Source organism: Mycoplasma testudinis ATCC 43263, assembly GCF_000687795.1.
GTDB lineage: Bacteria > Bacillota_I > Bacilli_A > Mycoplasmatales > Mycoplasmoidaceae > Mycoplasmoides > Mycoplasmoides testudinis.
This window is the reverse complement of record NZ_JHXT01000004.1, coordinates 50,368-66,324: the sequence shown is the minus strand read 5'-3', so window position 1 is coordinate 66,324 and position 15,957 is coordinate 50,368. Positions and strand designations below refer to the sequence as shown.

Genomic DNA, 15,957 nt, shown 5'->3' with positions numbered 1-15,957 from the left:
TTAACCTCTAATTAATTTCAAATCACGCATTATGCAAATAGTCATTAAATTTCCCCAATTGGTTATTTACAAGCAGCAAACTTGAACCATCACTACTTGGAGACAAAACAACTTCTTTATTTCCTGAAAAATCTCTAGAATTAATAGAATTAAATTTAGCTCCTCTAAATTCAACAGAATAACTTGTTTCAGGAAGACTGGCCGAAACCATTCCTGAGATTTTGTTATTTGCGTCTTTTTTAAGGATTAGTGACGTTGGTTGGACAGATTTCAATTCCGTATTTATCCCATCTAATTTTAAATACGGAGGGTCAAAGGTTCGACTATCGAAACTAATATTCTTAGATTGTGCTTGTTTAATTTTTAAACTTGCGTCTGCAAATGTACTAACGTAATAGTACTCAGCTTTAGTTGTCGGATCAGTGTATTTGATTGCCACATAATTTTCATCGTTAGCAATTATTTGGATATTACTTAAAGTTGCAGCTAAATTATCATTTGCATTAGGTGTAATTGCGTACGCAAAAGTATTATCAGTTGAATTATCAAATCACAACGTATTGAATGTATTATTAGCAGGAGTAACAAATCCGGTGCTATTCATATACTTAGCTTTAATGGCATTCGCACTTGTCATTAACGCTGTGTCTGCATATACTGCAGTAGAAACTTTTGCAGCAGAACCTGATTTCACATTATTTTGGTTTTGCAAAATAGTGTAATCATTTGTTCCAATTTTATATTGATCATGCGCTGTTCCATTAAGGCTAACAGTACCTTTGGTAATTTTTGTGCTGGCGTTATCTAAAAGATTTTCGATAGTCGTCACTACTTTTGACGAGTCTGATTTATTATGTGCATGTGTATTACCAACAACAATAATTGAACCATTAATCATAAAATAAGCCTTATTGGTTGTTACCCCAACTTCACCATATTCATTAATTTTGCGTTGGTAATTATCAACTTTCGCTTGCACCATTCCAGTTTGATCAAAAATTAAACCGTTATTGTATGAATAGTTAAGTTGTTGATTCAATTTTTCTGACTCAGTTGCCCGATCTGTCATAAACAATTGTGTTAGTTGAAAATCGTTCTTGAGTTGTTTTGAAGCAGTCAAATATTTTGCATCTACACTACTAGGATTTGAAGCAAATTGAGCTTTTAAAGATGTTAAGAAAGCGTCTTTTTGAACATCAGGAGAACCTAAATCAATTGCAGAAGTTCCGGGAACGTAATAAGGATTAATTAATTGCCAATAACCATTACCGTAAGGATTTGAATTTGCTGTCGTATATAAAGCAGTTGCACCATCTGATTGATAGAATGCGCTTTCGTTTTCACCTAAGGTAGATTCAAACATTCCATTTTTTTGATCATGCAAACTAATGTAGAATCCAAAACCATCTTGGTTTCAAGCATAACGATTTTGATTTTTCGAAAATACTAAACCATTATTTTTTTGAAGTAAATCATATCCACCTAAAGAAAAGTTTTTATTTCCAGTAGAAGCATTTAATCGGTCTCGTTGTTCTTGATTCAAATTCAATCATTCTACTGAATCAGCATTTGAATTAGTTTCATAGTATTGCCAATCAATATCAGTTCTTGGAGTAGTAGGTAATTCCTTATTTTCAGTTTGGATTGCTAAAAGACGGGCACCTAACACTGCAGAAATATTATAAGTTGAAATTAATGAACTTAAATTTGTAATTCCTTTAACTTGATTCAAGATGAAGTTATGTAAAACTGGTCCATATTGAGCTGGAGCATTATCCAACAGCACTGTTAATGAAGCAAGAATTGTTAAGCCTTGTTTTTGTGAAGAAAAATCGTCACGAACTACAGCCCGACCGCTAAGATTATCAGCAATTGAACCATTGAACATATAAGGCATAATACTTGTTTCAATAAATTTGTAAACATTTAAAAATCTTGGATCATGTTGAATATTGAAATCTGAGCCATCAAAGTACAAAACAATACTAGAAAAAGCTTTAAATAAGTCAACACCATACGATCCAATATAAGCTAGATTACTATGCTGAATAAATGATCCATCTGCATAAAAACCATCACTAGAAGTAACAAAACTATTAAACAAATTATCAGCTAGCACTGTAAAGATGTTGTTAACGCTTTCTGAATTTCTTTCAAGGATTGCAGTTTGCAACAAAATATTCGCATTATCAACTAAGTTAGCGCCAGTTTGCAACCGTCTAGATGTAACAGGACGGTAAGCCAAAATTGCAGTTGGCGAAGCACCTCCATATCTAACGTCTGGCAAAAAGTAATTAATACTATTAGCTCATTGAGCGATTTTAGCAGAAGGAACAGAGTAACTTGCAGCAACCAAAAGTTTTGTTAAATCCTTTGGGATGCCAATTTCATAAAACCACCAGTTAACGTATTGGATCTGGTTGGGATAGTAATACTTAGAAGTAACATTATCTAAAAAATCTTCCAATACTTTAATTACTTGCTGCTTAGCTTCATTTGCTTTGGCTCCTTCAGCAGAATCTTGGTAATAGGGATTAGTAACCAATCTGTTTCCTGGAATATTACCGTTTTGATAGTATTGTGGATAATTTGCACCAACTGCAGTAGCTAAATAAACTGCTTTTTGGATAGATATTCGAACTAATGAAGAATTTTGAAATCCCGAATTTGGAATTACATTATTCGCACTATCAAATGAAGCCTGTTCTTCTTTTCGATACATTAATTCAAATGCACTCGAAAATGCTTTAACAGCTGCAGATTGATGAGTTTCATTAGTACTACCCCATCCGCTATTAAAGTTTCCGGCAAAATACATTCGCGCTGTTGCATCAACCTCTCACGAAGCATTTGGGTACAAATTGTCCATATCAGTTTTCAGTTTTTTTCAAAGATCTGGATCTGCCTTTGGGTCTGGATCATTAAGAGCAGGATTATTGTTATTTTTGATTGGAGTAATAATTTTAGTGGCTTTTAAAATTTCTGTGATTTTATTTATATCACCCGCTTTAACAGCGTTTGCTAAATCTTGAAAAGCTAAGTAAGTAGGAATAAGATTTCCTTGCGTTCATCGAACGGCATCAGAAAAACTTTTTTTCTGAGAACTATTCAAGTCTTGTAAATTTTTAACATGAAAATAATTCATGTTATACGAATCACTAATGTTGTCTAGTACTGAAGTAAAATCCTGATTTGACATTGTTTTTTGTGTCTTATCAATTCCGGTTTTTCCATCAGTAGCAACAACCTCATTATTACCAGTTGGTGCACAACTTGCAGCAATTGATGAAACAACTGCAACTGCACCAAATAAGCCAAGAAACTTCAACTTTGTTTTTTTAAGCTTCATATGATGTATGAGCTCCTTAAATTTAATGAATTTTAATTAGCGAGCTAATCATCCACCATCAACAGGAATAATGCTACCATTTACGTAATCACTAGCCTTAGATGCTAAGAATGCTACAACACCCATAAGTTCGTGTGTTTCACCTCAGTGACCAGCTGGGATGCGTGATAAAATTTCCTTGTTGCGGGCTTCATCAGCTCGAATGTCTTTTGTATTAGCAGTAACAATATACCCTGGAGCAATTGCATTACATTGAACGTTATATTGAGCAAGTTCATTTGCAAATGCTTTTGTTAACCCTGCTACAGCGTGCTTAGATGCCGTATAAGCTGGAACAAACTTACCACCTTGATAAGATAACATACTAGCGATGTTAATAATCTTTCCACTGCGTTGTTCTACCATTACACGAGCAACTTTTTGTGAAAGTACTCAAACAGCATTAATGTTAATGTTCATCACTTTGTTTCAGTAATCGTTTGGATATTCTAATAACGGGCTTCGCAAAATAGTTCCAGCGTTGTTAACTAAAATATCGATTCGTTTGAATTCTTTTAAAGTTTGTTGTACTAAATTTTCAGCATCTGCTTCTTTTGTTAAATCCGCTTTGATTAATAACAAAGGAACATTATATTTTGCTGCAACTTTTTTGATGTCATCCAATTCAGGAGCATAGTAAGTAACAACTAATTTTGCACCTAGACTAGCAAACGCTTCAGCATAAGCTAAACCTAATCCCATATTTGCTCCTGTAATGATTGCAACTTTATCTTTTAAACTAAAATAATTAATATTAAATTCCATATTTATCTTTTTCACCTTTTGACTTTCTTCTTTTCGGCTTGTTCAGCAATTTGTTTTTTCTTTAAATCAGCATCAAAAAATCCAGCAACTGCACTTCTTGAAACCTTGACAACAACATTAGGTGAAATTTCAATTCAAAGATCATTGTCTTTTTTATTAACAACTTTCCCAAAAATCCCACTAACCAATAAGACTTCATGCCCATTTTTTATTTCGCGAAGCATCTTTCTTTGAATCTCAGCTTCTTTTTTCATTTTCTTTTTACTTAAAAAAGGAAAAAGTGTAGCAGATAAAACAATTTGGAGAATTATTAATGCCAATAGGACATAAATGACAATTTCACTAACAGACATTTTTAATTCGCAAAAATATGAGCAGTCGAGCCCATTCCTTGAACTTTTTCTTTCAAGTAATTTGCTAGCTCACTAGTAGATTCAACACCAATAATGGTTACTTTTAACACGAGATCCATAATCAATGCCATATTAAGCCCAGCCACAACTACAACGTTTTTTCGTTGATTTTGATTAACTACTTTAACAGATGTTTGATGCGGCGCACCACCAGCTAAATCACAAATAATCACAGCATCCTGGCCGTCGCTTAAAGTTTGAGTCAGATTTTTTTCAAATTGATCGATCAAAATTGTTTCATTAATATTGTGGGTTATAATAGGAGCTTCTACTCCACTTACTAATTCAAGAAAACTCTTGATTCCAGACGGATATTCTGCGTGACCAGCGATGATAATTTTATAACTCATATTATTGAAGAATCCCGAATACTGATAAAGTTAATCCAACTAATACAGTAACAACGATTACCCGGTAAGCGTTTCAGTTGAATTTAGAAACCATCAAGTAAATGAAGATAATTCATAATCCCGAAACTAAATAAGGTGCGATGTTGTTTAAAATAACTTGTGCAGAAACAGTTTGAACGTGACCCGTAGCTTCAACCTGCGATTGAACTAAATTAAAGTTAACTTTAGTCAAACGAACTGCTAATGATGAAATTACAGTAACACCGATCATGGATGCAATTTTAATAATCGATTGCAACTTATCTGAAATTTTGGAAATAACTGATTCACCAAGTTTTCATCCTAAGTAACCCATAATAACCTTAATTGCAATTAAAACAATGTTGATTCCAACTAAGAAAATTACTGGTCCAATGATACTTCCGTTAGTTGCAGATAAAGCAGCACCTATTGAACTGAATAAAGGAAATAATGCAAATTGACTAATAGTGTCACCGATACCAGATAAAGGACCCATCAACGAAATTTTAATAGTACGCGCGTTTGCAACACTTACCCCATTATCTAATAAGGTTAAATGGAGCGAAAATATCAAGGGAACAAACTGCGGGTTACTATTGAAAAATTCAATGTTACTAATTACAGCTTCACGTAGAGCAAGTGTTTTTCGACCATAAATACGTTTCAATCCAGGATAAATTGCATTAGCATAACCAATACCTTGAAAGTTGGCCAAGTTAAACGCATTTTGCAAAATGTATGATCGGAATGCTACTCATATATAAATAAATAGACCCAATTTTTTTCTTTGCGGAGCAGCAGGACTGGCTACGGAAACAAAGCCAGAATCATCATCAGATTTGGTTACACTTGTTGCATTATTTGTTGCAACAAACGAACTAGAATCAGTACTAATTTCGGGTGAGGATTGTTTAAATTCCATCGTCTTCTCCTTTCGAACTTGCAACTGATACATTAGCATTGCTTGGACCATTTGCAGCAGTTAAATTAGCTAATTTAGGAACAGCTAAGATAATTAAAGCAACACCTAATGCAGTTACTGCAAGAGCAAATACACTTATCGATGCTCCAGTTCCTGTAGCTATTGCTTCAAACACCAGTTCTAGGAAATATCCTAGTAACGCGAATCCGATGTACTCACGTTTCATCATTACTTTCAAGATCAACGCAAATCCTAATGCCGGTAACAATCCACCAACAACTTTTAACCCTTGAGATAATCAATTTGGGAATTGTTGAGCGGCTTGACCAACGACGTTAGCACTAAATCCAATTGCAATACCAACAATAAATGCAATAATCATGAAAATGAAAATAGTTAAGTTGGAATACAAGTAAAATAGCATGTAGCGGTCTTTCTCAACTGCCTTGCGAGACAGACCAACTAAAGGACTCATCAAAGTGTAAACAGCATTAAAGATAAATTGGAACAAGATTCCAATAGGGATTGAAATCCCAATTCATTGACCAGCATCAGCGATTGTTACAGGAACACCTGTAACTTGTGCTTGTTGAACACCAAGGACTGTAGCAAAAATCCCGGGTGCAATTGGATCTGGAGGACGAACACCTCCTTGACCGATTCCAAAACCAAGTCATACTAATTGGCCAGCAGCACCAATAATGACTGCGTTTTGAACGTCACCAAGAATAATCCCAACACCTGCCGCATAAATTAACGGAGTTGCGGTATAGTTTCCTAGCAATGATCCAGCGATAGCGATAGCGGCTCAAATACCAATGATAATGGCTTGACCCGTCGATATCATAAAGTCCGGATTAGGAACGTTATTAAACATTATATATACCTTTCATTATAGAAATAAGTCATTAACAAAAATTTGAAATATCAACAAGACCTTTAGTAACACCTGGTAAAGACATAGTATTGAATTTAACACCTTTATCCAACATTTCACGAATTAATTGTTTTTCGTGATCACTTAAGTTAATTGATCCTGTAATACGTTTGCGTTCAGGGCTTAAGTGAATGTTACCTAAATTAATTTCAGTAATGGGCAATCCACCCATCACTAATTTATAAACATCATCAACACTTTTAACAACGATATAGAACACTTGTCAATCTGCAGCCTTTGGTCAAATCTCAATCAACTGATTGATTCCATAAAAACGACATCTTACTCCCTTAGGAACAGTAACAAGCATTAATTCTTGCTGCATTTTATCTTCAGCAGATCCATCGTTTGCAACAATAACCGAGTTACATCCGTTAGTTTGCATTCAAACAGATGCTTGCCCATGCATTAAACGTTCATCAACCCGAATTTGAATTATTTTAGCCATTTCAACCTCCAATTAATCTATCAATAAGGTTTTCAATTTTCATCAAAAACTCTCATTAGACTTTCCACAAAAAAGTAGTCTCCCCAGATATTACCTTCGTCCAACCCCTTTTTAGAGTGTCATGAATAAACACCATGTCATAAAAAAGGAGAACCAGCAACATCAGACAATCTACTATACTTATTAATTAATGAACGCAAGATGATGTGAGCGGCCTTTTGGTAAAAAGTTTTTTTATCTACTGGCAAATATTTTAGCGCTTCTAAGAAACCACATACTGCAATGGCTCCAGCTGATGTATCGCGAACTTGAGAAGGATCATCATTAAAGATTAAATCCCAGTAAGGAACATCATCATCTGTACCTAAATTATTTAAAAATTGATTACTAACTTTATAAAAGAGTTGTAGCAAATCATCAAACTTTTTTGAATTTTTAGGAAGATGTTTTAAGTTTAAAGCAATTCCGTAAATTCCTCACGCTTGCCCTCTAGCTCAACAAGATGTATCACTATACCCTTGTCGAGTTTTGCCATACAAATGTTCCCCTGTTTTATTATTAATGTAATACGTATGATAAGTTGTTCCATCACTTCTAATAACAGTTTGCATCGAAGTTCAAAAATGATTATTTGCGATTTCAGCATATTCACTAGGGCCACCATTTTCGCTAGCTCAATAAAGGATTGGAATATTCAGCAAACAATCAATGATTAATCGTGATTCATCATCAGAACCTTTTTTTCCTCAAGCCTGAATAAATTTAGCATTTTTAACATAACGACTGACTAAGTTATCTGCAGCTAGTAAAGCAGCTTTTTGAGCTTGAGAATTACTAGTTAGCTTATATGCAGCAACACAACTTGGAATGAATAAGAATCCCATGTCATGGTGGTCTACGCCTATATGATTTTCGATTCTTCATTGTCATTCAGGAATTGTCGATAACGCTTTATTTTTAAGGACATCATCGTGAGAGAATTCTCATAAAGCTCACATGATTCCAATCCAAAACCCACTCGTTCATTCAGAATTGTCTCATTCTTTTGATGAAATCATTTGGTAGATATTATTCGTTGTGTTTGGAGTTGGAAATTTACCATCAAAAAACTCTAAATTTTTCAGCGTTTGTTTGTGCAAGTCAGATAATATTTTTTTAACATCATCTTTTGTTAACAAATCACTATCAGTTAGAAAATTTTTATTAATAATTTTTTCTGGTTCATTTTTAAACATAATTATTTCAAGTCACTTTTTTTAACAAATTGCATGTCTTTATAATCTAGGTTTTCACCACCCATTGCTCAAATAAAAGCATAGTTAGAAGTCCCAACCCCTGTATGAATACTCCATGGAGGGGAAATTACGAAATCTTGATTTTTTAATACTAAGTGTCTTGTTTCAGATGGTTCACCCATAAAGTGGAATACTCGATCTTCAGAATTAACATCTAAATATAAATAGCATTCTGTTCTACGTTCGTGAGTATGGCAAGGCATAGTATTTCACATATTGCCTTTTTCTAATATAGTCAAACCCATTAACAAAGAATTGGTTTTGCATACTGCTGGGTGAAAATATTGATAAATGGTGCGTGTATTGCTTTCTTCAATTGAACCCATTTTGTTTGGTTTGGCCTTCTTAAGGTCAACTTTTACTACCGGGTAAACTGAAGTTCCAAAAGTGGACACCAAATAAAAATTAGCTGGTTTTTTGGCATTCTTAGAACTAAAAATAATTTTTTTATTTCCGACCGGTAAATAAAGCCCATCTTTATTTTCCAAAGTTTCTTTACCACCATCGTGTTCAATGGTTCCAGCACCACCGATATTTATAATTCCTAATTCGCGATGTTCCAGAAAAAAACTTGAGCCAATTTCTGATGACAATTTAAGGTCTAATTTCTTAGTTGTGGGAACCACACCACCAACAATTAATCTATCGTAATGCAAATATACAAGCGAGATTTCTCCATTTTGAAATAAATCAGAAACTAAAAAATTATTTCTTAATTTTTCAGTATCAAATCCCTTCGTTTCATTTTTTCCAGCAGCGTAGATTGTTCGTAATTTCATAATTTTTGGTTTTTCTTCTTTAAATTAATAAATTTATTTCTTTTTGAAAATCGAAGATAATTTTCATCGTTTAACCGATGATGAAAAAGCTTCTTTGTTTTTGACAAAAGCATCTACCTTAGCATCCTTTGATTGAGACCAAGGAATTTTTATTGAAAAATACGTCATTAACAGAATAGAACAAACACCAAAAACATAAGAAATCAAGTTCATTGTTAAGAACAAGGAACAGAAAACTAATACCATTGATGCGATTGCTATTTTTCTATTGCCATATCTTGATCATGCAATTTCCCACAAAATTCAACCAAGTGCAAATAAAACTAATGCAGCTCAATTAATTTGTCGTGGCATTGACACAACCAAAATATCCAATACCGGATTTGGGTTTCTAAACACATCCGTACTTTGCGTCGTTGGTGAGACTGGAGCAAATTGTTCTGATTGAACGAAATAAATGCCAACGATAACTGCTATTAAAAAGCATTCGCATATAATTCGTGATCATTTCTTCATGCTCGTCTTAAATTTTCCAAGACGTTGTGAATCTTTTGAAAGTGAAATAAAAGCTTCTCCTTATTGATGTTTTTAAAACATCGTTTTTTTCCAAGCATGGGCATAAATAAAAAGTTAGTTAATATCTAAATAATTCAATAAACTAACAATTTAATTCGACGCAGAAAAATAATTCTCTTTTTGCTCGGACGCGGTTATATTATCATATTGAATCTATAAAACCATAAATAATTGAACTCGGTAGTACGATTTTTGTAAACGTTTACATACAAGAAAATAAAATCTCTTGTAAACGTTTTCATATAAATCTATACAAAAAAAAACAGGTAATCAAGAATTTTCAACCCTTAATTACCTGCAAAAAACAATATATAAACTTTAAAGAACTAACTCTTAGATAGATTTGCCCAACAATTTACACAATTGTAAAAAATTATTTTTAAATTTTAATTTCATAATCAAAACATCGTTTTTTACTTCTAATTTGTATTCAGATTTATTTAAGCTGATACACCGTTTTAAATCTTCTATAGAAAAATTTGAAGAGTCAATGATCGAAAAATTGAACTTTTGAACGTAATTGTCATAGTCTGTTTTTACGTTTTCAAAATCAAGATATGTATTTTTTCAAATTCCAGATGCTAAAACTAAAGCAACATTTTTCTTTAATAAATCAATATGAAAATAATTCTCTTGAATTGCTTGTTGAGATAACCTTGTATAAAATTTTTTTATTTTAATTCTTCAATCTTTTGATTTTTTATTTAATTTTAAAAATTCATAACGAAAAGGAAAATATGCTCTAACAATTAAATAATCAATAAACGAATTAATTTTTCTAATAAGTCCGTCGCTATTAATTTTGTAAGTATTGTATTTAGACTCTTGGACAAATTTTTGGATAATTTCCAACTTTACTATATTATTTTTTCATCATTCAGTTTTATGAGTAAGAAAGTTGTTAATTTTAATTTTATTTGAATTCATAAATATTTACTTGTTCCTTAAAAAAATTATTTAATGCAAAGTTTCAAGAAAATCCAAATCTGGATTTTCATATTTCTCATCTCTTGACAAGTGGATTTTACCTTGCAAAAAAATTAAATAATCCTGTTCTAATTTTAAATAAATTTCCTTCAATTCTTTATTTTCATTATTTTCTTTAATTTTTTTGTTAAGATCGCGAAACGCTTTTTCAAAATTATATTGAGTGATTTTATCTTGAAAAGCACGTGATTGCTTTTGGATAGGAAATGGGCGATCAAAGTCGTATGTCATCTTTTTTAAAGGTAAATCAATACATGTACATCCTAAGTGATGGTATCCTTCTTCAATGGCTTTTTCCATAGTTTCAAAATTTTTAGATTTAACAAGAGATAAAACTCTACCTTCTCATTTTCGGCATAATCTACAAGGAGCAATTTTCGGAATTACGAAATATAAATTATCAACTTCTGATTCATCATTTTTTTCGTTGTTATTAAAAGTGCTAAAAAGATTTCAAAACTTTTTTCCAGTAGGGAGTTTAACTTCTTTTTTAAAATAATTAGACAAAAAATGATTTTCAGAATTACTAATCTTTTCGTTTTTCTTCCGCTTGATATATAAATAAAGAATAATTCCGGCAACAATAATTATTGCGACAATAGCAATTAAAGTAACGGCTCAATTAGGTAAACTCATAATATCTACTCGCAAGAACACAGACTACCGTAATAGTCTCTTATTTTTTGGGTGTCAATCTTTAATTCTGAATTACATAGGCTACATTTCATTACAACAAGATCTTGTTTAAACTCAGGACTAAAAATATCTAAATCTCCAAGGAGAACAAATTTTCTAAAATTCCCGCATTTTTCACAATAACAAAATAAATAATTTATTTTTTTAGTAAATTGAAATCTAGACATATTTGATCAAAAATCCATTCTTTCATTTGATTTAAAGAAAACGAAGTTATATAGTTATACTAAACTCAATCAAAATTTTATTAATTTAAAATCTAAACTAATCAACTTAAAATTTGTAAATATCTAAATAAAACAAACGGACGAACATCTTTTTTAAATCATTTTTTTGGTGAAAACGAAAAGTTAATTAGATTCAAGTAAAAGCTATAATATTTTCAATCTGCATAAATATTGCTATAGCTTCAAAAAAATATGTCTAAATTTATAGCTTAAAAACCAACAAGAACATAATAAAAAAAGTAAGGCCTTGCAGCCTTACTTCTCAATGTCTTATGGGTCTTAAATTCTAGTATTTTAAAATTACGTTAACTGGTAAGTTTTTATCTAGTAATTCAGTTCCACCTAAACCTAATAATTCAATTAAAAAACTATATCCAACTAATTGGCCCTTAGCTTTTTTAATCAAGCGAGAAATCGCTTGAACAGTTCCAGCAGTTGCTAGTAAGTCATCCACTATCAAAATTTTTTGTTTTGGTTTAATGGCATCGATATGCATTTCTAATGAAGCATTATCGTTGTATTCCAACGAATATTTTTCATGAAATGTTTGCCGGGGCAATTTTTTTGGTTTCCGAACTAAAATTAAAGGTAATTTTGTTGCATAAGCTAATGCTCCACCAAAAATAAAACCCCGCGATTCTGGAACCGCAATTGCTTGCGCTCCGACTTTTTTTGCAAAAGCTTTCATATTGGCAATTATTTTCGCAAATAATTCACCATCTTGTAAGACTGGAGTAATGTCATAAAACAATACCCCTTTAATTGGGAAGTCTTCAACCCGTTTGATTTTCTTATCAATTTTTTGTACAACTAATTTATTCATTGTTAGTACCGCCTTTCACTCAATCTCTGATTAATTCCAGGAATAATTTGTTCATCCACTTTGTCATATGATTTTTGTTGTTTTTTGACCTTTCCGGTTTGGTGGATTTCTTGCTTAATCATCACCTTTTGACGCACACGCATCATCAAACCTAATAATTGCGGTAATAATACCCAACTGCTAAGATTGCCAACTAAATTGCCAATCGCACCAAAGCCAAATAAAACGAATAAGTAAAGATTAAAACTTGTTCCTAAAAAACCACCATAATTAAATGCACTAAAGACGATTAAAGCGAACGGTAAGACAAAGTAATTAAAAACACTGAACCGGCTCATGCTAGCTATATTGTTAGAAATAATTTGGTGGATTGTTTGCTTTTTGTAAATTGCATAACTATACCAGTATTGGTAATTCCACCCAATTCCATAAACAATCATTACGTGGCTAATTGTTCATGTGCCAAGTAAAATCAGAATCCCCTCAAATTGGAAGCGAATATCTAAGATTGTTCCTAAAGCCAATGGAGCAACTAAGATCCCAAAGAAGTTAATCAATCCCACCGCAAGATAAGGGATGCTAATCAACCAGCGGTAACGCAACATAAAGTAAACTAAACCAATGGCAAATGTAATCATTGCCGCCATCAAAACGATTGTTGCCGAATTTTGTGTAATTGCGGTTAACGAAAAGATTTTATTTTCACTAAATAAAACAATTGCAGCAATTCCAGCACCAAGTGCTATTAGCCAAAAGGCTAATAAGCCAATCCCGGTCTTTGACAAGAAATCAAAGCGGGTTTTTTGTTTAAACAAATTATGAATATCTGAATCCGCAGAATTCACAACTTCATTCAATTGTAAATGATCATGACTCTTTAATTCTAATTGCCCAGTTATTTCGTTCAATCATTTAGCATCTCGTTTATAAACAAATCAACGATAATTCGTTCAATTGTTAATGGCAAAAAAGACTTTATTTAAAAGAACAGATAAACCATAAACAATGAAGAATGAAGTAAATGAACCAACAACAAAAATAACGCCAATGGACTGTTCTTGATAACGACCAACGTACATTAACAACAATCCTAGAACTAAAGTAATTAAGTGGGCATCAACCACTTTCATAAATGTACTCTTATAAGTTAAACGGGCGGCCTCGCCAAGCGAAGTACTATTCCGAACGTGCCGCCTGAAGACCTCATTAATGTAAATTAAAGTACCAACTCCAACTGCCATACTAATAAACAAACCAATAAATGTATATAAATCAATTTGTCCGCCGAAACGATCATATAAGAGAACAGTTAAAACAGATCCTAAAATAATTGATAATAAATTAAATATCCCTGGCACCTTATATAAGATACTAACGATAATTCCAACTGCTAATAAAACAACACCTAAAGCAATTAAAGAAGAACCAAAGGCATCAATTCGACCAATTCCGTTGACTGTTGTTAAAGTTGAACTAATTGCTGCATTTTGAAGGGTTGGTAGTGCACCAACAATAATAGCATCTTGCGGTAATTGGCCACTTTCTAATAGTGATTTTAATCGGGTTGCTTCACCAAAATTGAGTGAACCATAAGTTCCTGTACCTTGTAAAATTTGCGATAAAACTACTTTGGTATTTCCGCCAAAGTTTAATTGTTGGTTAGTGGGAAATAATGATTGAACAGTCGGATTTATAGTTGCGGATTCACTATTTGTAATAACTCGACCTTCATATAAAATATAAGGACTAAATAAACTTGAAAAATCAGTTGATCCACCGCGACTAGTACGAATATCACTAGGAGTAGTGACATCAGCACTAGAAGTGTTGTTATTTGCATTTGTATTAGCTGCAGCAACCGTATATGCTTTAGGAATTGCATATAAATAATACAAATCATTCAAGTGAATATCAGCTGCCGTATTATAAACACCTTCGATTAAATGTGAAGGGTCATTTGAAGCATAAGTACCATTACGGTGTAAAAAGTCGTATAAAGCTCGTTCTTGAGTTGAAAAGCTAAAATATGCAGCTGATCCTTCTGGTGTTGCAAAGATATTTCTGACAAATTGTAAAGCGGCTGGTTTATCGTTTCATAAAACAATATCTTGGTTCCCTCGAATATCTGTCGAAGATGCAGCAGGTGGAAATAAAACCCGCCCCCGATTTGAACCAAATCCGGGTGCATTAACACTCGATTGACCATTACCACTATTATAATCAGTAGTGATTCCTGTTAATTTACTATTAATGTAACTTGTAATTCCGTTAGGATCGTTATTTATTGTTGATCCCGGGATGTTTAATTCAAAAGTTAATGCACTAGAAGTTGAACCTGTTGGGGGTTGAACTGCTTGCAATGAATTAGCAATAAATTCTGGTGAATTAGAATCAAAAATAACGTGGCCATCAGTCGTTTGCAATGAGAGGTCATAATTTCGGGAAACATTAAATAGTGCTGATCTCAAAACTTGTTGATCGTAATCGCGATCTGTAACGTTAGCGCCTTGAACTATATTTTTATTAACCGTAATGGTTAAAGACGGTAAACCGTTATTGATAAGTCATGAAGAATTAACAATTGAAGCAATATCTGGATCAGTATCATCCGTAAAATTAGCAGCTTGCTGATTATTTAAATTTTGGGTGATTGTAACTTGATTAAAACCTTGCAAAAACAAACGATTAGCATAAGTGTTTGCTGCGTTAGTTAACATCGCTTGAATCTCTTGATCACTCATTAAAGTTGTGTCATTAGGGTTGCGAGCTGAAGCAAACGTATCTTGAATTGGCTGTTGGGTTGATGCGGTTTGTTCATTTTCTTTATATGGCGAGAAAAATACTGTAGTCGAAACCGCTCCATCGTATGTCGAACCACGGGACGTAACAGACGAAATTCGTAATGCTCCAAAAATGATACCAAGCAAACTTAGTATCATCAAAATAAAGATAAAACCACTTTTTAAAAGCAGGTCAAATGAGGGTTTTTTCTTAAACATTGAATTCCTATGCAAAATCACTTTTGCCGTCTATAGACTTTAAAATTATATCAAAATATCCCAATTAAACAGATCGCCTTAGTATAACACTTGATTTTGTAATTAAATTTAATAAATTTAAAGAAAAAATGCAAGATCTAAATCTACTTGCAAAGAAAAATTTAAAGTCATCAGTTTTGACAAAAAAACTATTGCCAAAATTTTCATAAGAAATACCTTTCCAAAAATAAAATCTAATTTTTGAAAAAATCGAAAAAGCAGCTTATCTTCGACCCCATCCGTTTTTATTTATGGATTAATTCAATCTTTTAAAAATCTAATAAAGGCGATA

General features: G+C 32.6%; 14 protein-coding genes. All 14 read right to left on the bottom strand.

Going from position 1 to position 15,957, the window contains the following annotated elements; genetic code table 4:
- Positions 1 to 7: 7 nt before the first annotated feature.
- The 14 genes from T384_RS0101625 to T384_RS0101555 all read right to left on the bottom strand — a co-directional run bounded on the left by T384_RS0101625 (position 8) and on the right by T384_RS0101555 (position 15,626).
- Positions 8 to 3,349: a hypothetical protein gene (locus T384_RS0101625; protein ID WP_027119569.1), complete on the bottom strand. Its 3,342-nt coding sequence runs from the start codon at positions 3,347 to 3,349 to the stop codon at positions 8 to 10.
- 36 nt (positions 3,350 to 3,385) lie between these two features.
- Complete coding sequence (gene kduD, locus T384_RS0101620) at positions 3,386 to 4,153, bottom strand: 2-dehydro-3-deoxy-D-gluconate 5-dehydrogenase KduD (RefSeq protein ID WP_036498753.1); 768 nt, start codon at positions 4,151 to 4,153, stop codon at positions 3,386 to 3,388.
- Between the two features lie 2 nt (positions 4,154 to 4,155).
- The gene (gene yajC / locus T384_RS0101615) at positions 4,156 to 4,506 is read right to left on the bottom strand and encodes a preprotein translocase subunit YajC (RefSeq protein WP_052663410.1); all 351 of its coding nucleotides are present in this window, start codon (positions 4,504 to 4,506) and stop codon (positions 4,156 to 4,158) included.
- A gap of 2 nt (positions 4,507 to 4,508) precedes the next feature.
- Entirely contained in the window at positions 4,509 to 4,916 is a 408-nt protein-coding gene (locus T384_RS06115; RefSeq protein ID WP_052663409.1) for a PTS sugar transporter subunit IIA, read from the bottom strand.
- A gap of 1 nt (position 4,917) precedes the next feature.
- The gene (locus tag T384_RS0101605) at positions 4,918 to 5,859 is read right to left on the bottom strand and encodes a PTS system mannose/fructose/sorbose family transporter subunit IID (protein WP_084266095.1); all 942 of its coding nucleotides are present in this window, start codon (positions 5,857 to 5,859) and stop codon (positions 4,918 to 4,920) included.
- Entirely contained in the window at positions 5,849 to 6,736 is an 888-nt protein-coding gene (locus tag T384_RS0101600; RefSeq protein WP_027119565.1) for a PTS sugar transporter subunit IIC, read from the bottom strand. The genes T384_RS0101605 and T384_RS0101600 overlap by 11 nt, the downstream gene beginning before the upstream one ends.
- 31 nt (positions 6,737 to 6,767) lie before the next feature.
- Positions 6,768 to 7,244: a PTS sugar transporter subunit IIB gene (locus T384_RS0101595; protein ID WP_027119564.1), complete on the bottom strand. Its 477-nt coding sequence runs from the start codon at positions 7,242 to 7,244 to the stop codon at positions 6,768 to 6,770.
- A gap of 17 nt (positions 7,245 to 7,261) precedes the next feature.
- Entirely contained in the window at positions 7,262 to 8,479 is a 1,218-nt protein-coding gene (locus tag T384_RS0101590) for a glycoside hydrolase family 88 protein (RefSeq protein ID WP_027119563.1), read from the bottom strand.
- 2 nt (positions 8,480 to 8,481) lie between these two features.
- Positions 8,482 to 9,318: a 5-dehydro-4-deoxy-D-glucuronate isomerase gene (gene kduI, locus T384_RS0101585; RefSeq protein WP_027119562.1), complete on the bottom strand. Its 837-nt coding sequence runs from the start codon at positions 9,316 to 9,318 to the stop codon at positions 8,482 to 8,484.
- Between the two features lie 33 nt (positions 9,319 to 9,351).
- Positions 9,352 to 9,834, bottom strand: a complete 483-nt coding sequence (locus T384_RS06935; protein WP_052663408.1) for a hypothetical protein — start codon at positions 9,832 to 9,834, stop codon at positions 9,352 to 9,354.
- A 393-nt stretch (positions 9,835 to 10,227) separates the two neighbouring features.
- A complete protein-coding gene (locus tag T384_RS0101575) occupies positions 10,228 to 10,821 on the bottom strand; it encodes a hypothetical protein (protein WP_027119561.1) in 594 nt (197 codons plus the stop codon).
- Between the two features lie 30 nt (positions 10,822 to 10,851).
- Complete coding sequence (locus T384_RS0101570) at positions 10,852 to 11,517, bottom strand: hypothetical protein (protein WP_027119560.1); 666 nt, start codon at positions 11,515 to 11,517, stop codon at positions 10,852 to 10,854.
- A 573-nt stretch (positions 11,518 to 12,090) separates the two neighbouring features.
- A complete protein-coding gene (gene apt / locus T384_RS0101560; RefSeq protein ID WP_027119558.1) occupies positions 12,091 to 12,627 on the bottom strand; it encodes an adenine phosphoribosyltransferase in 537 nt (178 codons plus the stop codon).
- Positions 12,628 to 12,629: 2 nt separating this feature from the next.
- The gene (locus T384_RS0101555) at positions 12,630 to 15,626 is read right to left on the bottom strand and encodes an MPN396 family protein (protein WP_027119557.1); all 2,997 of its coding nucleotides are present in this window, start codon (positions 15,624 to 15,626) and stop codon (positions 12,630 to 12,632) included.
- Positions 15,627 to 15,957 lie beyond the last annotated feature (331 nt).